Origin of the sequence: Novosphingobium sp. KA1 (assembly GCF_017309955.1) — a bacterium.
GTDB lineage: Bacteria > Pseudomonadota > Alphaproteobacteria > Sphingomonadales > Sphingomonadaceae > Novosphingobium.
This window is the reverse complement of the sequence record NZ_CP021248.1, coordinates 1,625,826-1,646,480: the sequence shown is the minus strand read 5'-3', so window position 1 is coordinate 1,646,480 and position 20,655 is coordinate 1,625,826. Positions and strand designations below refer to the sequence as shown.

Below are 20,655 nucleotides of genomic sequence, written 5' to 3'. Positions count from 1 at the left end.
TCAGTTGGAGACGTCGATATCGGCATCCATCGAAAGGCCGACGCGCAAGGGGTGCTGTTCCAGTTCCCTGGGGTCCAGCGCGATACGCACCGGCAGGCGCTGCACCACCTTGATCCAGTTGCCGGTGGCGTTCTGGGCGGGCACCACCGCAAACGCCGCGCCGGTGCCGCCGGAGAAACCCACGACCTTGCCGTGGAACTCCACCTCGTCGCCGTAGAGGTCACTCACCAGCGTCACGTTCTGGCCCGGGCGGACCTTGGCGAGCTGGATTTCCTTGAAGTTGGCATCGACGTAGGCGGCCCTGATCGGCACTACCGACATCAGCGCCTGCCCCGCCTGCACCCGCTGGCCGGGCTGGACCTGCCGCCGGGAGACGACGCCGTCCACCGGCGCGCGGATCACCGTGCGGGCAAGGTCGACGCGGGCCTGATCGCGCACCGCGCGGGCGGCGAGCACTTCGGGATTGGTCTCCACGGTCGCATTCTCGACCAGCGCGCCGGTGGCGTCGCGGTCACCGATCATGGCGGCGCGGTCGGCACGGGCGGCGGCGCGGGCCGCCTCGCTGGCGCGCAAGTTGGCCTGCGCGGTCTCGAAGGCATTGCGGGCGGTGGTCACTTCATCGCCGGAAACCGAGCCCGAAGCGACAAGGCCCTGACGGCGCTGAAGGTCGATCCGCGCCTTTTCCAGCGAACTTTTCGCAGAGGCATAGTTCGCCTCGGCCTGAAGCTGTGCGGCTTCGCGCGAGGCGATCTGGGCGCCGAGGCCGGTGAGGCTGGCCATCGTCCCGCGCACCTTGCGTTCGGTGCGGGCAAGGTCGGCCTCGGCCTTGGCCAGCGCGATGCGGGCGTCGGTATCGTCGAGCCGGACCAGCACGTCGCCCTTCTTCACGTGGACCGTATCGTCCACCAGCACTTCGGCGACCGGGCCGCCGACCAGCGGCGTCACTTGCGCGACATTGGCGCCGACATAGGCATTGTCGGTCTCGACATGGCGCGCGGCGACAAAAGTCTCGTAGGCCCAGACGCCGCCGCCGAGCACGGCGACGACGGCGGCCATCGCGGTGAAGGCGCGCTTGCGTTTCGCCTTGCGGGCGGCCTCTTCGGCGGGGCTTTCACTATCGGCGGGGGCGGCGGGGACGGCTTCGGCGGTTTCGGGGTGAGCGTGAGTGTTCATTGCGGACTTATCCTTCGGAACGGAAACCGCCGCCGAGCGCGCGGATGAGAGCGACGTCGAGGGCAAAGGCACGGGTTTGCAGGGAGGCGACGGTGCGGCGCGCGGAGATCAGCGAGTCTTCGGCGGTCAGCACGTCGAGATAGGTGGCAAGGCCGCCGCGATAGCGGTTTCCGGCAACGATCCACGCGGTTTCGGCGGCCTGTTCGGCCTTTTGCGCAGCGGCAAGGCGGGTATCGAGCGCGCGCTGGCTGGCGGCGGCGTCGGCGACATCGCGCAGGGCCTGTGTCAGCGTGCCGTCGTACTGGGCGACGGCTTCCTCATAGTCTGCCTCGGCGCCGTGCAGCTGGCCGCGCAGCTTGCCGCCCTCGAAGATCGGCAGGGTGAGTGCGGGGCCGACGCTGCCGTAGTCGGAACCGGTCTTGAACAGGCTGGAGATGCCCATGGCCTGGAGGCCGATGGCCGCGGAGAGGTTGACGTCGGGATAGAAGGAGGCCCGTGCCTGCCTGATGCGCGCGGCGGCGGCTTCGGTGCGCTGCCTTGCGGCGATCACGTCGGGGCGGCGGCCGATCAGGCTGGCGGGGAGGTTGGCGGGCAGGCCGAAGGCGGCGTGGTCCATGTCCGCCGGGCGGGTGATGGCAAGGCCGCGATCCGGTCCTTGCCCCAGCAGGGCGGCGATGCGGTTGCGATCGAGCGCGATGGTCTCGTCGAGTGCGGCAAGATCGCCCTCGGCGCTGGCCATGGCCGAGCGGGCGCGGGCGACGGCGCCTTCGTTCTCAAGCTGCGCGGCGCGGCGGCCCTGCATGAGGTCGAGCGTCTGGCGGCGGACCTTGAGCGCGCCTTCGGCAGCGTCGCGCTGGGCGTAATGATCGGCCAGATCGGCATAGGCGGCGGCGATGCCCGCCGAGACCGCGAGGCGGGCCGAGGCCGCTTCGGCCCCTGCGGCGGCCGCATCGCCGCGCGCGGCGGCCAGCGCGGCGCGGTTGCGGCCGAAGAAATCCAGGTCCCAGTTGAGGTTCAGGCTGCCCTGAGCGTAGTCCGGCCAGCCGCGCGGGGCGAAGCCGGAGGGGAACAGGTAGTTGTCGCTCTGCTGGGCGAGCCCGCCCTGCGCGCTGGCATCGAGCGAGGGCAGGGTGGCCGCGCGGCTGGTGCCGACCATGGCCCGCGCCTTGGCGAAGCGCGCATCGGCGACCCTGAGGTCGGTCGCCCCGGCAAGGCCTTCGGCGATCAGCCTGTCGAGTTGGGGATCGCCAAAGCCCTTCCACCAGTTGTCCGAAGGCCAGTCGGCCGCCGGGGCGGCAAGGCTCCGGTCGGCAGCGAAGGCCTGCGGCGCGGAGATCGGCTCGAGGTCGGCTTTGGCGGGCAGGGCGGCGCAGCCTGACAGCAGCAGATTGGCGCCAAGCAACAAGGCGATCCCCGTTGCCGGCCCTGTCGTCAGAGCGTGCCTCAGACTGCGCAAGTGCCGTGAATTCTGTGGCTTCACGAACGACTCCATCTCGATTCGGAGGATCGGCTTATAACCGTACAGTTCGGTCATTTATGGATTCGCGCTTGTCTCGTCAAACGAAAAGCGTACAGTCCGGTACAGGAATGGAAGACAGCCCATGCGTGTGAAGACAGACAGCCGCCGACAGGCGATCCTCGACACCGCGCTCGCGCTGTTTCGGGAAGTGGGGTATGAGCGCGCCAGCATGGCCGCCATCGCCGCGCGCGTCGGCGGGTCGAAGGGCACGCTCTACAACTACTTCAAGAACAAGGACGATCTCTTCGCCGCTGCCATGGTCGGGGCGATGGAAGAGCAGGGCATTGCAATGCTGGACCTGCTCGATTCCGGCTCGGATGACGTCAGGGTCGTGTTGTGCCGGTTCGGGGCGGCCTATGTGCGGTTCCTCTCCGCGCCGGAGCACTTGTCCATCGTCCGCACGGTGGTCTCGGAAGGGGCGAATGCAACGCTCGGCGCGCAGCTCTACGAATTGGGGCCGAAGCGCGGCGCGCGCGAAATGGCCGGTTTTGTCTTGCGCATGCAGGAGCAGGGCAAGCTCAGGCAGGGGGATCCGATGATCGTCGGCGCGCACTTGCGCGCGCTGCTCGAGGCGGGAATCTACGAGCCGCAGCTGTTCGGCGCGGCCCCCGACTACGACATCGAAACCGCCGTCGCGCTGGCCGTCGAGGCGTTCCTGAGAGCCTATGGCCTGGATCCGGCTGCTGCCAATCCATAGTAATTTTCTATGGAAATGACAATTCTAACGATTTGACGATGATGGATTGTCCTGCGAGGCCTGCGGCAAAACGTGGGAGAAGGCCGTTGTTGGACAAAGCCGTGTTGGGCAAACTTGATCGCCGCAGCTTGATCGGCAAGGCGGCCGGCCTGGCGCTGGCCGTTGGTCCCGGCGCTGCCATCCCCGGCACGGCTTTTGCGGCGGTGCGCCGCGAACCCCTCGCCCGGGTGATTGTCGACAACGACTTTGCCGGCGATCCCGATGGGCTCATCGCGCTCGCCCATCAGGTCGCGTCGCGCTCGAGCCGCTGCGTGCTCATCACCAGTTCCACGCTTGATCGCCGCTTCGCGGCAATGGGCGGCCTCGATCCCGATACCACCGCCGCACTAGGGGCAAAGGCGGCGCGGGACCTGCTGGCCAGGATGGGCCGGAGCGACCTGTGCCCGGTGCTGGCCGGCAGCGAGAGCCCGGGGCCAGTGTCGGGGCCAGAGTCGGGGCCAAAGGGCGGCACCCAGGCTGCGCAGGCGATCGTTGCCGAAGCCATGCGCGATGACCCGCTGCCGCTGTTCTTTGCCTGCGGCGGTCCGCTGACCAACCTCGCGCAGGCGCTGCGGATCGAACCGCGGATCGCCGCGCGCATGACGCTCGTATGGCTGGGCGGCGATGGCTATCCGGGTGGCGGCGACGAGTACAACCTCTCTGCCGATCTGGCCGCCGCGCGCTACGTCATCGAACGCTCGGGCATTGCCCTGTGGCAGATCCCGATGCCCATTTACGCGCAGTGCCAGATCTCGATCGCCGACTTCGAAGTCAACGTGCGCGACATTTCGGCGACGACGCAGTGGCTCTACGAGCGCTATGCCGCGCTGCCGCCGTTCGTCAAACTGGGCGGCACGATCGGCTGCGGGGACAGCGCGCTGGTGCTGCTCACCGCGATTTCGGCCGCGACCAGCCGGAGCCGGACCCAGACGGCGCGCCGGATCCTCGACGACGCCCGTTACGGCGACGAAATTCCCGGACGCACCATTCGTGTCATCGAGGAACTCGATGTCCGCCTGTTGCTGAGCGACTTCGTCGCGGCCATGCGCGCCCCGGCCTGAGAGCCCGTTTGGAAATTCGCGAAAGGCGAATTTCTCGGCGCCGGGCTCGCCGGCTCCGGCCCGCTGGTTTCCGTCCGCCCCTGAACGAAAACCAACGGGCTCTTGCTGAAATCACCTTCCGCTTCTTGCACCGGGTAAAATCGTCACGATCCCTCGATTGAAGGGAAAATGATCGAATTGTTAACCCATGAAGAAACGAACTGTGCTTGAATATGTAAATGGCCGTAGCACAGCGCAGCGATGACGACCGTCCCACTCTCCGCGATTTTGCTCCCGCGGGCGGAATTCTGGCACTGCTGCTGGTGCTGCTTGTCGCCGCAGCGGTGATGCAGGCGGCGGATTCGGGGCGCTATCTGGTCGTGGCCGGGCGCGGCATGGGACTGGGAGAGACGGTCACGCTGGTCCAGCGCTCGCACGGCAGGCTGATCGGCGCGGGTGCCTTGCCGAACAGTCTGGTGGTGGATTCGGCGGCGCCCGACTTCGCATCGTCCATGCGCAAGGCCGGCGCGTGGATGGTGATCGGCACGAGCGCAAGGGCCGCTTGCGAGGGCAACTAGGTCGTAAACTCATAAACGGCACAATCGAGGTTTGAGGCAAAATGGCGCAGCGGCAGGAGGGAAGGCGCTGGAATATGTCGATATTTCAAGACTTCCCGACGCAGCGCTGGGCCATTTGGGCGCCTCGATGGTGCCGTTTATGAGTTTACGAGCTAAGGCGGGGAGAGGGGGCGGATGATTACGGAACTCGACACGCTGCGGCACCGGGTCGGCCGCTTCCTGCTGTTCCTCGTCTGGGCCCATGTGCCGCTGCTGGCGGGCGTGGCGGTGATGACCCGCAATTCCGCCTGGCGCGCCGCGCTGGCCGGCGTGGCGCTGGCGGGATGCTATCACCTGATGTGGCACCGCCGCGGGATTTCGCGGGCGACGCGCTATGTTTCGGCGGTGGTGCTGATCGGGGAACCTGCGGTCCTGCTGGTCCTGCTGCGGGGGCATCCCTGGCAGATGGACATGCACATGTACTTCTTCGCGATGTTCGCGGTGACCATCGCCTGGTGCGACCGGCTGGCGATCCTCGTCGCCGCCGTGGCGACGATACTGCATCACCTGGTGCTGCTCTATCTCCTGCCCCTGGTTGTCTTCCCCGGTGGCGGCAGCGTGGAGCGGGTCGTCCTGCATGCCGTGATCGTCCTGTTCCAGACGGCGGTCCTGGTCTGGCTGAGCGACCGTCTGGTCGAGAGTTTCACGCGGCAGAAAGCTCTGGCCGACGAGATCCTGGCAAAGCACGAGGCGCTGGAGGCACGCACCCGCGAGGCGGAAGAGGCCAACCGCGCCAAGAGCCTGTTCCTCGCCAACATGAGCCACGAAATCCGTACGCCGATGAACGCGATCCTGGGCTTCTGCCATCTGATCGGCCGCAGCCGGCTCGACGCCCGGCAGAAGGACTACGTCGCCAAGATCAACCAGGCGGGCAATTCGCTGCTGCGGGTCATCAACGACATTCTCGACTTCTCGAAGAACGAGGCGGGCAAGCTGTCGCTCGAAGCGCATCCGTTCGACGTGCGCGCCGCCGTCGAGGCCCAGCGCCAGCTGATCGCCCACGATGCCGAATTCGCAGGCGTCATGGTCGTGACCGAGATCGCCGCGGACGTTCCCCGGCGCCTCTGCGGGGACGAGATCCGCTTCGGGCAGATCCTGCTCAATCTGCTCAACAATGCGGTGAAATTCTCCCCCGGGGGCATGGTGCGGGTCGGGCTGGCGGCCGAGCGGGACGGGGAGGACCGCGTGGTCCTCACGCTTTGCGTGGCCGATACCGGCATCGGCATGACCGCGCAGCAGCAGGCGGGCCTGTTCACCTCCTTCACCCAGGCCGACAGCACCACGACCCGGCGCTTCGGCGGCACCGGCCTCGGGCTGGCGATCTGCCGGCAGATCCTGGAGCAGATGGGCGGCGGCATCGCGGTGGCGAGCGCGCCGGGCGAGGGCAGCACTTTCACGTGCCGGATACCGATGCTGCTGGCGGCGGACGGGCCGCGCGACGTGTCGGTCCCCGACTGGGTGAAGGGCCTGCGGGTGCTGGCTGCCGACGACAATTCCGCCTCGCGCCAGATCATGCAGGAAGTGCTGGCCGGATGGGGCATGTCGCTCGACCTCGTGGCTTCGGGAAGCGAGGCGCTGAGTGCGCTGCGGGCGGCGGAGGAGATCGCCCGGCCCTACGATCTGGTCCTGATCGACTGGAAGATGCCGGGGCTCGACGGTCTGGAAACGGCGCAGGCGATCCGCACGGTGCTGCGCGGCCTGTTGCTGCCCAAGACGATCCTCGTCACCGCCTATGGCACCGAAGAAGCGGTCCTGGGGACCGGCGCGGACGTCATCGACGGATTTCTGCCCAAGCCGCTGGTGCCCGAGACGCTTCTCGAGACGATCGTGGCGGTCTTTTCCGGCGCGGGCTTCATGGAGGGCAGCGCTCTGGCGGGGCCGATCGCACCGGTCGTTTCGCCGCGCCTGCGCGGGCTGCGCGTGCTGCTGGTGGAGGACAACGAGATCAACCGCGAGATCGGCACCGAACTGCTGCGCGATGCCGGGCTGGAGGTCGACTGTGCGGCCGACGGCCTGGCCGCCTGCGCGGGGGTGGAGGCGCGGCAGGGGGCTTATGCCGCGATCCTGATGGATGTGCAGATGCCGGAAATGGACGGTCTTGAAGCCACCCGGGTGATCCGCAGGCGCTGGCCGGTGGAGCAGTTGCCGATCATCGCGATGACCGCGCACGCTTACGAGGAGGAGCGCCAGCGATGCCTTGCGGCCGGCATGAACGATCATGTCGCCAAGCCGGTGGATCCGGCCGTGCTGATGCGCACGCTCGAACGCTGGCTGGTGCGATCGTCGCTGCCCGAGGTTTTGCCCGAGGTTCTTCCGGGCGAGGCGGCCGGACAAGGTTGAGCAAGTCTGAGCCGGTCCGGCTGCGTCTTGCCGCCGATCCGGTTGTTGCGGCGCGCCGATCGGGGCGGCCATTGTCCCGTTGGACGCTCGCTTTGCGCAGGCGCGATCCCGGCGGCCCAATGGCCCAGGCATCGTCGGCGCCGCAGGTATAATCATTTTATATCAATGTAATAAGCGTATTATGCGGCCCCTTTCCCGGGTTTCGTTCAGGCCTGATCGTGCGCAGCGCGATAGCGCTGCCGACAGGTCTTTCCGGCTTTCCGCAAGCCTGTTGCGTGGGACCGCCGGGATTGGTTTCACCCCGAACATGTCGCCGCCGGTGCGGTTCGGAGCGCCCCGCGCCGATACCCTCGCAGCGGCTGCTCTTTGCCGTGCGGTGCCCTGCCGCACTCCCTAGACCGGAGCAGGAACAGCGCAGCGCATTCGCTGTGCGCGCCGATTGCACGGCCCGGGTGATCCCGGCGGGAGGTACTGAAATGACAGTCGAGGCTATTCCCATCCTGTTGCCTCCGTGCCGGTTGGACGAGCGTGCCGGATCGCCTGCGTGGACCCGGATCGGCGGCCGCGTGCTGCTTGCTATCGCCCTGCTCATGGCGATGGTGACGGTGCCGCTCAGCCGTCCTGCGCAGGCGCAGATTGCCGACCAGGCCAATCCCGTGCCGACGATTGACCGCGACCGTATCGACCGCGCGGTTCCGGTCCTGCCGCGGCCCGCGCAAGGCGATCCGGTTCCTGCGCCGCAGACTGTCGCCCCGCCCGTCGATCTGCCGGCCGAACTCAAGGCCGCCGGGCCCGGGGCCGCCGGGCCGCTGACTGCTGCCGTGCTCACCGCGGTGCGTTTCGACGGCAGCACCCTTGCGGAAGAAACCCTGGCGGCCTGCGTGCGCCCGTGGATCGGCAAGCCTCTCGACAAGGAGGTGCTGCAGGGCATCGCCAATGCGGTGACCGCGGCTTATGCGCGCAGCGATATTGCCTTTTACGCGGTGTCGATCCCCCCACAGGCGCCGACCGGCGGCGTGCTGCTGGTGCGCGCGGTGGAGGGGCGGGTCGTCGATTATGCGCTCGGCCACCGGACGCCGAGCACTCCCACGCGGCTGATCGACCGGCGCATGAAACGGCTGATGAAAGAGATGCCGACACGCCGCTCCACGCTGGAGCGGACCCTGTCGCTGCTGCGCGACATTCCCGGACAGCGGGTCGAGGCGAAGCTGCGGCGGACCGCCCGGCCCGGCGAGCTGGCGCTCGACCTTGCCGTGAAGCGCAAGCAGATCGAACTGGGCGTCAACCTCAACAACGGCGGCGTGGTCAACGTGACCTCCGGCGTGCAGGCCCAGGTCACGGTGGCGGCGAACGGGCTGCTGCGCGAAGCGGACGTCACGCGTGCTTCCGCCTATCTGCCGTTCCAGCCGGCGCATTATCAGTTCTACACGCTCAGCCATGCGACGCCGCTGGGCAGCGATGGAACAACGCTGGGGGTGAGCGGCGCCTATGTCCGCACCCGCACCCGCACGAGCGACATCCTCGGCGAAGCGCGCCAGGTGGGCATCGCCCTGTCGCATCCCGTGATCCGCTCCTATCGCCGCAACCTTACGGTGCATGCATCGCTCGACGGCGCCAACAGCAGCAACTACTACCTCGATACCGCCTTCGGGCAATTCCGCACCCGCGCCCTGCGGCTTGGGGCATCGTGGAGCGCGATCGGCAAGACCGGTGGTTACGCCGTTTCAGCCACGATCAGCCAGGGGCTCGATGCGCTCGGCGCGCGGCCGCTGGCCGGCTATTCGCAGGCCGATTTCCGCAAGGCCAATGCCCAGACCACGTTTGTCAAGCAGGTCGGCGGCAAGGTATCGCTTCAGGCGACCCTGCGCGGCCAATACACACGCGACCGGCTGGCGACGACCGAACGGTTTTCGCTGGGAGGGGAAGGCGCGGGCCTGGCCTACCGGACCGGGATCGTCACCGCCGATAAGGCGGTGGCGGGACAGGTGCAAGTGGCGTGGCAGCTCGTTGGCGGCGCGCAAGGCAAGCGGGCGCTGACGGCCTTTGTCTATGGCGATGGTGTGCTTGCCCATAGTTACGGCAGGCCGACGTACGGCTTGAAGGCTGCCGATTATTCGCTGGCGACGGCGGGCGGCGGAGTGCGGGTATCGCCGGTTCCGGGCTGGATCGTCGAGGCACAAGTGGCGGCCCCAGTCAAGAGTATTTCACCGAATTACAGCAAGAAAGCGCGGTTCCTGTTCAGTCTGGCGCGCTCGATCTGAACGCTTTTGCGTATACGCAAAACGGTTGAGCGGCGTCCCGGATCGACGATGGTCCGATGAGGAAAAGTTGTGATGTGGGAGGGGAAATGAAAAACGTCTGGGAAGTCTGGCCAAAGGCGCTGAGCGATGCGGAGTGTGACGCGATCGTCAATCGCGCGGCGCATTACGCTCCGCAGGACGCGACGGTCGGTTTTGCGGCGGACCTGCGCAGCGATCACATCCAGCGCAGTTCGACCATCCGCTGGTTCGATGCGGGGCGGGAGAAGGACATCGTCTCGCGCATCATGTCCTTTGTGCAGTCGTCGAACCGCTCGAACTTCGGTGCCGACATCGTTGCGCCGTTCGAACTGCAGTTCACCGAGTACCACGCGACAAACAAGGGGCATTACGACTGGCATCAGGATGTCTGGCTGGAATCGAACCGTCCGTTCGCGCGCAAGCTTTCGGTTGTTGTGCAGCTTTCGGCACCCGGCGATTACGATGGAGGGCAGTTCGAGTTCTTCGGCATCCAGAACCCCGGGCCGACCTTTGCCGATCGCGGCAGCCTGCTGATCTTTCCCTCGTTTCTCCAGCACCGTGTGCTGTCCGTCAGCCAGGGTAGCCGCAAGAGCCTGGTGACCTGGATCGAAGGCCCGAACTGGCGTTGAGGGTCCGTTTGAAAAATGCCCGAAAGGGCATTTTGAGCGCTGGTGCCGGATCATGGCCGCGACGGGATGGATCTGGGTTTCGCGGTGCCACGAAAAAAATGGAACCGGATCGACGGTATTTTTTTCGGCCATGGCGAGGGGCGCGCGCAAGGAATGCCGGTGGAGCGCAAAGGCTCTGGAATCTTTCCGCGATCAGCGGGATTACGAACGATATTGCGAAATTATCGCGGCGTTATCGATGATTGTTGTAAGTATTGATCAATAATAACCATCCGATCAGAATTCAATTCACGTTGCTTCATTGTAAATATTGCCGATCATCTGTCCTTGTCGTGAAGGTTGCCGCGGGCATCCGGATCATGGTCTGGCGGTCTTTCGCGTTTTCCAAACCGGTGTTCCTGCCGGACTGGAAAACGCTCCATGGAAGGAGGCGAACTTGCGCTTCGATACCATCTTTTTCCAGCGCAGCGCGGTGGCGGCCTTGTCGCTGATGGCAGCGGTTTCGCTGGGAAGCGCGGCGCAGGCCGCCACTTATGGCGAGGATGCGGCAACCCCCGCGCAAGGCGCCGTGGCCGGCGCTCTGGACAGCATCGCCAGCCCCGACACGACCGTTTATGGCGACATGCTCGCAGCGATCGACGGCCTGGGCAGTTCGGCGGAGCGCGCCGATGCGCTGGGCCAGCTTTCGCCGCGCAATTACCGGCTCTTGCCGCGACTGGCGATCCAGTCGATGGATGCCAGCGATAGCGAGATCCGGGGCTATCTGGCCGAGCGGCGCGAACAGGCGTGGGACGCGGCGGCGGCGCCGCCGCCGCCTGCCGACCAGACGGTTCGCTTCATGCTCAGCTTCGGGCTCAAGCAGGCTGCCTACAAGCAGCGGATCGACCGGCCCGCGGCCAATTCGGACAGCCGGTCGATCCGCTCCGGCCTGGATGTCTCGCCGGCGAAAGGCCTGATTCTGGGGGCAACGCTGGGGATCGACGGCATCGATGCCAACCTCGACCGGTCGCAGCACCCCCGGATCACGCAGTTCAACGTCGATATCGGTCCTTACGCCAGCTATTCGACCAACACGTTCTATATCGACGCGACTTCTGTCTATAATCGCAGTTATTACAAGCTTCGCCGGCAGATCAGCTGGAGCGGCTTTTCCGACCAGCTGAGGACAAACGTGAGCGGAGACAACGCCGCCGCAACCGTCGAGGCTGGTAGCATCCTGCAGTTCGGCGCCCTTCGGGCGCAACCCTTCGCCGGGCTGCACTACCGCTATGCTGATGTAAGCGGCTTTGTCGAACACGGTGGTGCGGCCGCTCTGGCCGTGGCGCAGTACAAGACGCAGTCCGTTCGCAGCAGCATTGGCCTGCGTGCCTCGACCAAGGCCCGAACAGGTTCGTGGACCGTAAGGCCGAACGTCGAGGCACAATGGCAACGCGAATTGCGCGGCCATCCCGATAGCCGGATCGAAGCCGTGTTTGCCGGCGGTGATACGCCGATCTTTGTCTTGCCCGGGGCACAGTATGCCCGCGACGTCGCCGTCGTGAAGGCGGGACTGTCCGCGGCGAGCGGCGAGCGGATAAGCATAAGGCTTGCCTATTCGGGCGAATTTGCCGCCGATCGCCATGTGCATGGGCTGGCGATCACGGCCAGCAGGCGGTTCTGAATAGCCCTCGGGTCGCACCACCGAACGGGCTGGGCGGCGCGGCAGGTTCCCGCGCCGCCCGATACCGCAAGCGTCCACCGAAAATGCAGTCGAAACGAACACAGTTTCGGGCAGCACCGGCGCTGCGGGGCGGTATCATCGGTGGGCCAGGGGGCGGCAATGCCGCGAAGCGCGGGGCAGGCGGTCCCGATCTGGCGCCTTGTGCGGGCTTTGCAGCGCACCATCGGAGGGTTTGATGGCAGGTTTTCTCAAGGATATTCTCGCAACCCTGTCCTACGAACCTGCCCCGGCCGAATTGCGGCCTGCGGATGCCGCGGCGCTGTCGCGGCTGGATGCGCGCCTGTCGGATTTCGTGCAGGACAATACCCGTTCGCGCGGGGCGATCTCGATCCGGCCGTCGGATTGCAGCGTGTGGGACGGCAACCCGCGCGACGTGCCGGGCCTCTCTGCCGATAGTTGCCGCTCGCTGATCGATTCCATCGCGCTGGAAGACGGCAATCGCATCCCCGTCCTGGACCGCCGCAACCCTCCGGGCGCCGACCTGCCCTACCAGTTGCTGGTCGGGAGCCGGCGCCGTTTCGCGATAGACTGGCTCAATCACAACGGGCGGCCGGAAATCCGCCTGAACGCGCTGATCGTCGACCTGTCGGACGAAGAGGCGTTCCGCCTTGCCGATATCGAGAACCGTGAACGTCAGGACATCACCGAGATCGATCGCGCGCGCAGCTATCAGAATGCGGTCGATCGTTTCTACGGCGGCGTCCAGTCGCGCATGGCAGAAGCACTCGGGTTGTCGAACAGCCAGCTCAGTCGCCTGCTGGCGCTGGCACAGATGCCGGACGAGGTGGTAGACGCCTTCGCCACCAAGGACGAACTGCGCGTCCGCCATTCCGAGGTGCTGACGCCGCTGCTGCGCCGGGCCCAGCAGCGCGAACATGTGCTCTGCGCGGCCCGTGGCATCGCCGAGGAGCAGCAGAAGCTGGCCGCCACTGGCGAGCGGCTGATCCCCGCGGCCAGCGTGCTGGCACGGCTCAAGCAGGCCGGCAAGACGACCGATCGCTTGCGCGAGGCCGAACAGGCGATCGAGCTGGACGGATCGCGGATCGGCCGCCTGCGCCATGTGCGCGAGGGGCTGGCCGTCGAGATTCTCGTTGCCGAAGGCAGCGGGCTGGCCGGGGTGCTGGAGGCGGTCGAGCGGGCGCTGCGCGAGGCGCGGGAGGGCGCGCTTGATGAAACGCCCGATCAAGCGCCCTATGGAGCCTTGGCCGAGGACTTGGCCAGCGAGGATTGAAGTCTGTCTGGAAAATGCCCGGCAGGGCATTTTGAAGGCTGGCGGCGTGCAATGCGCTTTTCGCGAATTTCCAAACGGCCTCTGAGCGCGTCTCCGGCGCGGAACCATTCCCTCCCGCTCGCGGTCTCCCTTGGGGAGTGAAGCGCCCCGGGTTTTCCGGAGGCTATCCGGTTTGGCTCAGGCAGCCATATCGAGGGTCTCGATGGCTGCATAGTAATTTGCCTCTGCCTCGGCGGGCGGAATGTAGCCGATGGGACCGAAGAGGCGATGCTCGTTGTACCAGTGGACCCAGCGCAAGGTGGCCATTTCGACGGCCGATGCACTCGGCCAGGAGCGCTGGCGCCAGATTACCTCTGCCTTGTAGAGACCATTGATTGTTTCGGCCAAAGCGTTGATGCTCCTATGTTGGTCAAGAGCCTTTCGCGGCTGCTGGGAGCGGCTTTTCAGTGCAAAGGTGTTGGTAGATTTCGCGAGCGATGTAGCGCTTGAGGCACCGCCGGATTTCGCGAGGTGACTTGCCTTCGGCGGTTCGGCGCTGGATATATTCGCGGGTCGGCGGATGGTGGCGCATGCGAACCAAGGCGACGCGGTACAGAGCCGCATTCGCCCGCCGGTTGCCACCGCGGTTGAGCCGGTGACGGTTGGTCTTGCCACTTGATGCCGGCACGGGGCACACGCCGCATAGCTTGGCGAACGCGGCCTCGGATCGGATCCGCTGAGGATTGTCGCCCAAGACAATGAGCATGTCGGCGATGGTACCGGTCGACACGCCAGGCGCATCCATCAATGCCGGTGCGTGGGCACGCACCAACTGCTCGAGGACGGCTTCGTGCTCTTTGATCTCGGCATCCAGCATCAGCCATCGGTTCGCCAATGCGCGTAGCGCCATCTTCGCCGATGCAGTGGTGGATAGCAGTGCCCCCGGGCGCAGCGCTGCGATCGCGTGGATAAGCGTCATCTTGCCGGTCATGCTGATGAACCGCTCGCGCAACGCCTGGGGCGCGTTCACCAGCATTGTCTTGAGCGTGACCATGGCTTGTGTTCGCGCTTTGAGCGCGGTGTCGCGGGCGATCTTGAGGTGACGGATCATTTCGACGGTGCCATCACCGAGCTTGGGCTCACCGCCAGCGTCACCCGCAAGCACGGCCCTTGCAGCAGACTCGGCATCCACGGTATCGGTCTTGCCATATCGACGCCGGAGCTGCCGGTTGATCCGGCCGACCTCAATGACGCGCCAACCCTTCGCAGCCAACGCACGTGCGAGGCCGGCACCGTATGAGCCAGTTCCTTCGATACCGAACGCGTGCACGGTTCCGTGCTCGGTTGCCCAAGCTGCTACCTGGCGATAGCCCTTGCTGGTTACCGGGAACGATGCTGTGGCAAGCCGCGCGCCCAATCCGTTGATCGCGACCGCGACGTGAACGTCTTTATGGGTGTCGATGCCGATGACGACGGCGTCTGGTGTGATATCATGCATATTGGTCCTCCAGGCGGGTGGAACCCGAAGGCCCTTCGCGAGCGGACAGGACTGTGACGGGACGGCACTCCCTCAGGCTCCTATCAAGTCACGTTTCGCGACGCCCCGGGTGCAGCCTGGAGGGCCGACAGATCAACGCCATGACACGTGGTCAGTCGTAAGCACGGGTCAGACCTTCCAGACTGCACGCATCTTCTCACAGTCGTAAGAGTCCCCGACACTGCCGACTGAAGGAACCAGGTTGGCTTCGGCAAGGCGCTGGGTGTAGTTCATGGCAAGGTATTGGGCGGATTCAATCGGTCGTCGCAACACCTGCTTCCTGCTGCGGGGCGAGGAACTGGTCGAGGACTTCTGCAGGTGTCTTCCATCCGAGCGTCTTACGCGGGCGCGTGTTCATGGCGTGAGCAACTGCTTCGAGTTCTGGTATCGAGTGCCGGCTGAGATCGGTGCCCTTCGGGAAGTATTGGCGGAGCAGGCCGTTGGTGTTTTCATTTGAGCCACGCTGCCATGGGCTTTGCGGATCGCAGAAGTAGATTTTCAGTCCACTGTCGACCCGGAGCGTTGCGTGCTGGGCCATCTCGGCACCTTGGTCCCACGTGAGTGACTGACGGAGTTTCTCTGGCAGCTCGCGCATGTCGTCATCGCGCCGGGCACGTGCTGAACGCCTGGCGGGGTCGGCCAGACGGGCAGCATGTTCACGATAGGAGGACGGGGCGATCGCCAGTTCGCGGCAGATCGGCTCGATACCCAAGTCCTCGCGATGCGCGTCGATGAACGACATCATCACCTCTCGCGGCGGTCGAGCTCCGCCAGCGCAAAATACGCCGATGCCTTGCGCAGGATCTCGTTCGCGCGCCGCAACTCCTTTACCTCGCGCTCGAGCAGCTTGATCCTGGCCTTCTCATCAGCGGCAAGCGCCGCTGGCCCCGCTCGTCGGCTCGCCTCCTCGCGGCACCAGCGGCGCAGCGTCTCGGCCGTACAGCCAATCTTGGCGGCAATCGAAGACATCGCCTCCCACTCCGAACCGTAATCGGCGCGATGTTCGCCAACCATACGCACTGCACGATCGCGGATCTCAGGTGAAAACTTGTTCCGGGTTCTGCTCATAACGAAAGCTCCTTCTCATAAATCGGAGCCTCCGGAAAACCCGGGGCGCTTCAGCGCGTGGTGACGGTGCGCCGGGAGGGAGAAGCCTGATGGCTCGGTTCTTCCCGGTCCTCACCTCGCTGCTGCTGGCGACCTCCCCTTTGGCCGTGCAAGCGCAGGAGGCTAATCCCACACCGCCTCAAGCCGACGAACATGCCGGAATGGATCATGGCAGCATGGACCATTCGCAGATGGACATGTCCGGCATGGACATGAGCGCGCCGGATATGAAGGGCATGGATCACTCCGCTCACGCCGTCCCCGCAAGCACGGTCTCCGACGAGCCGGGTGATGCCCCGCCGCCACCGGTGCCGACCGACTTTCCTGCGCAGCGCTTCTTCGCGCCCGATCGCATGGCGGCGTCGCGCGCGGCGATGGTGAAGGAGATGAAGTTCAACACTTTCGCCCTTCAGGTCGACCAACTGGAATTCCGCACCGGCAAGGGCGGGGACGGTTTCGGCTGGGAAGGGCAGGCGTGGTACGGCGGCGATATCGACCGGATCGTGCTTGCCAGCGAGGGCGAGGGCACCTTCGGCGAGCGGGCCGAGCGTATCGAGCTTAATGCCTACTGGCGTCACGCGCTCGATCCCTGGTTCAACCTGCAACTCGGCATGCGGCAGGACTTCCGGCCCGATCCGCAGCGCACTTACGCGCTGGTCGGCATCGAGGGGCTGGCACCTTACTGGTTCGAACTGCAAGGTCAGTTGCTCGTCTCGAACAAGGGCGATGTCCACGCACGCGGCAAGGCGGGCTATACCCAGCGCATAACCCAGTCGCTGGTGCTCGAACCCGAGGCTGAAGTCAATTTCGCCTTTCAGGACGTACCGGCGCTGAACGTCGGAGCGGGCTTCGAGCGCCTCGAAATGGGTGCGAGACTGCGCTACGAGCGAAACCGATCGCTGGACCCTTACGTGGGCGTGAACTGGGAGCGCAAGCTTGGCGGAACCGCCCGGATTGCGCGGACTGCGGGTGAGGGGGTGTCCGGCGTTTCGGCGGTCTTTGGTGTGCGTGCGATGTTCTGATTGGCGCGGGAATACACTGCCTAATCGGGATGCGTTGCTTTGGTTGCGTACCCTCACGCAACCATCTGAAATCAGAAATCCTCGATCCTCATTCAAGCCAGCTTGCCGGTTACGCCTTCGGCCACATTGCCGCCTCGCAGCATGATGTCGACGAGCTTTTCGAGATCGCGATCGGTCTTTTTGACTTCGGCAAGGACCTCGCGCTCAACGTGCTCTATTTCGACGATGCAGATCAGACCATGTTGCGCTCCTTGCGCGGGTTGTTGCGCGAAGGTGGTCGGTTGGTGGCGTAGGGTACCGAACGGCGGACGATGGAAGGTTGGCCCTTTGCGCAGCAGGGCCTGCATCGTCTCCATGATGCGGAGCAGTTGCGCGTCGCCTTCCTCGCCGCCGGCTTCGTCGTCTTGCGGCTGGTGCACCGGGAAGTCCCGGATCAGGCGTAGAGCCACGAGAGGGTAAGCGCCGCGCAGCCCACGACGAGCGCCACCAGCGGCGCGCCCATGCGTGCGTAGTCGCCGAACCGATAGCCTCCCGGCCCCATGACCAGGAGGTTGTTCTGGTGGCCGATCGGCGTCAGGAAATCCGAAGACGCGCCGATCAGTACCGCCAGCAGCGCGGCATCCGGGCTGACGTGCAGGAGGTTTGCCGCATCGATCGCCAGCGGCCCCATGATGATCGCGGTCGCCACGTTGTTGAGGAAAATCGACAGCACCAAGGTTACCGCGCACAACGCTGCCAGCACACCGATGAGCGGAATCCCGCCGAGGGCCTGTCCCAGCCACTGTGCGGCGATGGCCGCCGCCCCGCTATGCTCGAAACTCTGACCGACCGGAATCATCGCGGCGAGCAGGACGATCACGCTCCAGTCGATGGAGCGATAGATTTCCTCGGCCGGGAGAAGGCGCGCTGCGGCGATGAGCACGGCTGCCCCGGTAAACGCGAGGGCAGGGGATAGCCCCAGCGCGACGATGGAGCCGATCGCTGCGGCAAAGATGGCGAGGATTGCGAGCGCCTGCGGGCGCGCCGTGGATATCGGATCGTGCCGATCGATCTCGAGGAGGCGTGCTCCGGCACAGAAAGCACCCAGAACACGCTGCGGGCCACGGATGTAGAGCTGGTCCCCCGGGCCGATGCGCATGTCGACAAGCTGAACCCGTTCCTTGGCGACCCTGGGGCCCACGGCTACAACCTGCAATTGCTGCAGGCTACGCGTACGGACTTCGTCATAGCCCATGCCGATGAGGGGCGAACCGTAAGCCACAACGACCCGACCCGTAACGGCATCGGGATCGCGGTCTACAGCAACGTCCGAGGCCAGGCCCGATTTGGCCGCGACGGACCATTGGTTCTCTCGCGAGAGAACCAGCAACCGATCCTGGGGCAACAGCCGATCGATGCCCTCGATCCGCTCGATATCGCGGAACATTGCAAGGAGCCGCGCACCGGAACGGCGAAGGCGCTGGCGCAATTCAGCAAAATCGAAAGTCTCATCGCGCACTTCGAGTTCATAGACGCGCCAGGGGGCCTTTTCATCTGTCACCTCGCCGCCACGCTTCGGCAGGAGACGCCAGCCGATGAGCGCCAGATAGGCAAGTCCCACGATCGTGACGGCAATGCCCACAGGCGTCATGGTGAAGAAGCCGAAAGGCGCGCCGAGCCGGGTCTCGCGCACCGAGGAGAGGATGAGATTGGCAGGCGTGCCGATCAGTGTCGTCATGCCGCCCAGGATCGTCGCGAAGGCAAGCGGCATCAGTGTCGCCGCCGGCGGGCGTCTTGCAGACCGTGCGATTTCGGAGGCGATCGGCATCGTTATGACCAGCGCGGCAATGTTGTTCATGAAGGCGGAGAGCAGGGCGCCAACCAGAAGCAGGCTGGAGAGGCGGATCGCGAACGGTGCGCCGGGAGGAATGATCCTGCTGGCGACAACCGCTGCCGCACCGCTGAGTTCGATGGCGCGGCCAACCACAAGCACCGCGGCAACGGCAATCACGGCCGGGTCGGCAAAGCCGGTGAAGGCTTCGGCAGGCGTCACAAGTCCGGCTGCAAGACAGGCAATGAGCGCGAACAGGGCCACGAGATCGTGCCGCACTCGCTCCGAGACGAACAGGACCAGCGCGCCGAGCAGGATCAGCGCGCTGAGGAGGGCAGGGCTCAAGGCCGTTCCTCGTCAGCAGTGGCGGCCCGGAGCGCAATTCGGCTGCCTGCGGCCGGGGCGGGCTTGGGTTCGATACCGTTTTCGCGCAGAAGTGCCGCAATCGTAATAGCGCGTCGCTCGGTGAGCGAGGGTGTCTCGGGTGTAGCTTCAGGAAGACCTGGAACCGCGAGAGCGCGGACGTTCCAGCGCTGAGCCGCCCACGCCGAGGTCAGGACCGCCTCGCGAGAAGGCGCGTCCAGCTGGTCGTCGGTGCCGACAAAGGCGATTTGCGGATAGGCCATTTGCGGCGGGATCAGGACAATGTCCCAGCCTTGCGCCTGCGCGGCGACGCGGCGCTCCAATGTGCGGTAGGTTGCCAGCGAGGCTCCGGGCAAGGGACCCGCCGTTGCCATGGCGCGGTGATGGTCGCGGTCGATGGTGACACTGTCAGGGGCAATGCCGGCCGTAAGCGCCAGAACCTGCGAAAGCGCGGCAATACGCTGGCTCTCGATTGCGGCGGCTTCACCTGCCTGGCGCAGCTCTTCGCGCTGCGCATCGATGGCGCCCGCTCCTGGCTCCAGGACGACCTGATCCAGCCGCAGTTTCAACGGCCGTCCGAGCCTTTCGGTCAAATCCTGTTGCAAGCCGCTGGATCGTTCGAGGCTTGCGCGCGGAGCGATGACGACGGCACGCACGACCAGCGGCTTGCTGTCGAAGTCGATGTCGAGCTGGGTAATGCGCGCGTCCGCGCCGAAGCGCTGCGCCAGGAACGTCCGGGTCTGGTTGAGGGTCACGGTTTCACTGGCGATTTGCCGCAGGGAAATGCCGAGCGGGATTGCCATGCCCATGAAGACGAAGAGCAGCACGAAAGTCTGCGTCCAGGTCTGCTGACTGCTGAGGTGGTGTCCAAAGCCATAGAAGCGCGCCATGACCGTGGCGGACAATGCGATCGTCACGAAGTTTGTCACGAACAGGGCAAAGGCGCCGCCGAGGATCGGCATGTTCCAGGTCGCAAGGCCGTAACCCACGACTGCAAGCGGCGGCATGAGGGCCGTAGCGATCGCGACGCCGACAATCGTGTCGCCGCGCCCCCGGATGATCGCGAATGTTCCGGCGAGCGCCGCGAACAGCGCGACGGCAAGGTCGAACAGGTTGGGCCGGGTGCGCGCGATGATCTCGGCAGTCGGGGCCTGCAGCGGCGAAAGCGCGACGATAAGTGCGGTGAAGACGACGGCAGCTACCGCGCCGATGGCCAGAGCCGTCAGCGAACGGCGCATTTCGGAGAAATCGAAGAGGGCGAGGCTGAAGCCGAGCCCCAGGATCGGGCTCATCAGGGGGGAAATCAGCATCGCGCCGATTACCACTGCCGGAGACGACAGGAGCAGGCCGAGAACTGCGATCCCCGCGGACATCATCACCATGAAGGCATAGCGCGGTGACCAGCCACTATCCTCCTGGATACGCTCCAGAACGAGAGCGTGATCGACGCGGCCGACGATCGCGCGCCGCCACCAGCGATAGAGCGGCACGTGCTGGAAATGTGCTGCCACGTTATCCTGCGATGGCAATGGCGCGCTCGCTTTGTCCAAATC

At 65.5% G+C, this 20,655-nt stretch carries 16 protein-coding genes, 3 pseudogenes and 1 other annotated feature; of the genes and pseudogenes, 10 read left to right on the top strand and 9 right to left on the bottom strand.

The genetic code is table 11. From position 1 onward, the window contains the following. Both CA833_RS24905 and CA833_RS24900 read right to left on the bottom strand, forming a co-directional pair. Complete coding sequence (locus tag CA833_RS24905; protein WP_207080557.1) at nt 1–1,173, bottom strand: HlyD family efflux transporter periplasmic adaptor subunit; 1,173 nt, start codon at nt 1,171–1,173, stop codon at nt 1–3. A 7-nt stretch (nt 1,174–1,180) separates the two neighbouring features. Then, nucleotides 1,181–2,653 (bottom strand): efflux transporter outer membrane subunit, encoded by a 1,473-nt coding sequence (locus CA833_RS24900; protein ID WP_242526499.1) that lies wholly within the window; start codon nt 2,651–2,653, stop codon nt 1,181–1,183. A 121-nt stretch (nt 2,654–2,774) separates the two neighbouring features. On the opposite strand from CA833_RS24900, the gene CA833_RS24895 reads away from it, so the two are divergent. The 9 genes from CA833_RS24895 to CA833_RS24855 all read left to right on the top strand — a co-directional run bounded on the left by CA833_RS24895 (nt 2,775) and on the right by CA833_RS24855 (nt 13,284). Continuing rightward, entirely contained in the window at nt 2,775–3,389 is a 615-nt protein-coding gene (locus CA833_RS24895) for a TetR/AcrR family transcriptional regulator (RefSeq protein ID WP_207080556.1), read from the top strand. A 101-nt stretch (nt 3,390–3,490) separates the two neighbouring features. Beyond that, a complete protein-coding gene (locus tag CA833_RS24890) occupies nt 3,491–4,489 on the top strand; it encodes a nucleoside hydrolase (RefSeq protein WP_207080555.1) in 999 nt (332 codons plus the stop codon). 218 nt (nt 4,490–4,707) lie between these two features. Next, a complete protein-coding gene (locus CA833_RS24885; RefSeq protein ID WP_142639192.1) occupies nt 4,708–5,046 on the top strand; it encodes a hypothetical protein in 339 nt (112 codons plus the stop codon). 174 nt (nt 5,047–5,220) lie between these two features. Continuing rightward, nucleotides 5,221–7,425 (top strand): response regulator, encoded by a 2,205-nt coding sequence (locus tag CA833_RS24880; RefSeq protein WP_207080554.1) that lies wholly within the window; start codon nt 5,221–5,223, stop codon nt 7,423–7,425. Nucleotides 7,426–7,901: 476 nt separating this feature from the next. Beyond that, nucleotides 7,902–9,686, top strand: a complete 1,785-nt coding sequence (locus CA833_RS24875) for a ShlB/FhaC/HecB family hemolysin secretion/activation protein (RefSeq protein ID WP_242526498.1) — start codon at nt 7,902–7,904, stop codon at nt 9,684–9,686. An 86-nt stretch (nt 9,687–9,772) separates the two neighbouring features. Beyond that, nucleotides 9,773–10,333: a 2OG-Fe(II) oxygenase gene (locus CA833_RS24870; protein WP_142639186.1), complete on the top strand. Its 561-nt coding sequence runs from the start codon at nt 9,773–9,775 to the stop codon at nt 10,331–10,333. Nucleotides 10,334–10,375: 42 nt separating this feature from the next. Next, nucleotides 10,376–10,591: a hypothetical protein gene (locus CA833_RS24865; protein WP_207080553.1), complete on the top strand. Its 216-nt coding sequence runs from the start codon at nt 10,376–10,378 to the stop codon at nt 10,589–10,591. A gap of 178 nt (nt 10,592–10,769) precedes the next feature. Then, the gene (locus CA833_RS24860) at nt 10,770–11,993 is read left to right on the top strand and encodes an autotransporter domain-containing protein (RefSeq protein WP_242526497.1); all 1,224 of its coding nucleotides are present in this window, start codon (nt 10,770–10,772) and stop codon (nt 11,991–11,993) included. Between the two features lie 235 nt (nt 11,994–12,228). Then, on the top strand, nt 12,229–13,284 hold the full coding sequence (locus CA833_RS24855) for a ParB/RepB/Spo0J family partition protein (RefSeq protein ID WP_207080552.1): 1,056 nt from the start codon (nt 12,229–12,231) through the stop codon (nt 13,282–13,284). 177 nt (nt 13,285–13,461) lie between these two features. Here the strand turns inward: CA833_RS24855 and CA833_RS24850 are convergent. The 4 genes and pseudogenes from CA833_RS24850 to CA833_RS24835 form a co-directional block, all read right to left on the bottom strand. Continuing rightward, a pseudogene (locus CA833_RS24850) lies at nt 13,462–13,677 on the bottom strand (integrase core domain-containing protein); the annotation flags it as partial. Between the two features lie 16 nt (nt 13,678–13,693). Next, the gene (locus CA833_RS24845) at nt 13,694–14,761 is read right to left on the bottom strand and encodes an IS110 family transposase (protein ID WP_142639180.1); all 1,068 of its coding nucleotides are present in this window, start codon (nt 14,759–14,761) and stop codon (nt 13,694–13,696) included. Nucleotides 14,762–15,053: 292 nt separating this feature from the next. Then, nucleotides 15,054–15,389 (bottom strand): annotated as a pseudogene (locus CA833_RS24840) (IS30 family transposase); the annotation flags it as partial. A 5-nt stretch (nt 15,390–15,394) separates the two neighbouring features. Next, nucleotides 15,395–15,868: pseudogene (locus CA833_RS24835) on the bottom strand (transposase); the annotation flags it as partial. Next, nucleotides 15,473–15,587, bottom strand: a sequence feature (AL1L pseudoknot). (Overlaps the previous pseudogene by 115 nt.) An 89-nt stretch (nt 15,869–15,957) precedes the next feature. Between CA833_RS24835 and CA833_RS24830 the strand changes: the two are divergent. Next, nucleotides 15,958–16,929 carry a copper resistance protein B gene (locus tag CA833_RS24830; RefSeq protein ID WP_207080551.1) on the top strand — a complete coding sequence of 324 codons (972 nt, stop codon included), beginning with the start codon at nt 15,958–15,960 and terminating at the stop codon, nt 16,927–16,929. A 92-nt stretch (nt 16,930–17,021) separates the two neighbouring features. On the opposite strand, the gene CA833_RS24825 is transcribed toward CA833_RS24830, so the two are convergent. From CA833_RS24825 to CA833_RS24815, 3 genes are read right to left on the bottom strand one after another with little or no spacing between them, the layout of a single operon-like run. Then, nucleotides 17,022–17,378, bottom strand: a complete 357-nt coding sequence (locus tag CA833_RS24825) for a hypothetical protein (RefSeq protein WP_142639175.1) — start codon at nt 17,376–17,378, stop codon at nt 17,022–17,024. Next, a complete protein-coding gene (locus CA833_RS24820; RefSeq protein WP_142639173.1) occupies nt 17,363–19,084 on the bottom strand; it encodes an SLC13 family permease in 1,722 nt (573 codons plus the stop codon). Before CA833_RS24820 ends, CA833_RS24825 begins: the two co-directional genes overlap by 16 nt. Continuing rightward, entirely contained in the window at nt 19,081–20,613 is a 1,533-nt protein-coding gene (locus CA833_RS24815; protein ID WP_242526496.1) for a DUF389 domain-containing protein, read from the bottom strand. Before CA833_RS24815 ends, CA833_RS24820 begins: the two co-directional genes overlap by 4 nt. Nucleotides 20,614–20,655: the final 42 nt, after the last annotated feature.

Excerpts from the sequence above, each read along its gene's own strand:
- CA833_RS24880 (WP_207080554.1), top strand. The coding sequence starts at position 5,221 with ATGATTACGGAACTCGACACGCTGCGGCACCGGGTCGGCCGCTTCCTG.
- CA833_RS24875 (WP_242526498.1), top strand. The coding sequence starts at position 7,902 with ATGACAGTCGAGGCTATTCCCATCCTGTTGCCTCCGTGCCGGTTGGAC.
- CA833_RS24885 (WP_142639192.1), top strand. The coding sequence starts at position 4,708 with ATGGCCGTAGCACAGCGCAGCGATGACGACCGTCCCACTCTCCGCGAT.
- CA833_RS24855 (WP_207080552.1), top strand. The coding sequence starts at position 12,229 with ATGGCAGGTTTTCTCAAGGATATTCTCGCAACCCTGTCCTACGAACCT.
- CA833_RS24870 (WP_142639186.1), top strand. The coding sequence starts at position 9,773 with ATGAAAAACGTCTGGGAAGTCTGGCCAAAGGCGCTGAGCGATGCGGAG.
- CA833_RS24905 (WP_207080557.1), bottom strand. The coding sequence starts at position 1,173 with ATGAACACTCACGCTCACCCCGAAACCGCCGAAGCCGTCCCCGCCGCC.
- CA833_RS24830 (WP_207080551.1), top strand. The coding sequence starts at position 15,958 with ATGGCTCGGTTCTTCCCGGTCCTCACCTCGCTGCTGCTGGCGACCTCC.
- CA833_RS24895 (WP_207080556.1), top strand. The coding sequence starts at position 2,775 with ATGCGTGTGAAGACAGACAGCCGCCGACAGGCGATCCTCGACACCGCG.
- CA833_RS24845 (WP_142639180.1), bottom strand. The coding sequence starts at position 14,761 with ATGCATGATATCACACCAGACGCCGTCGTCATCGGCATCGACACCCAT.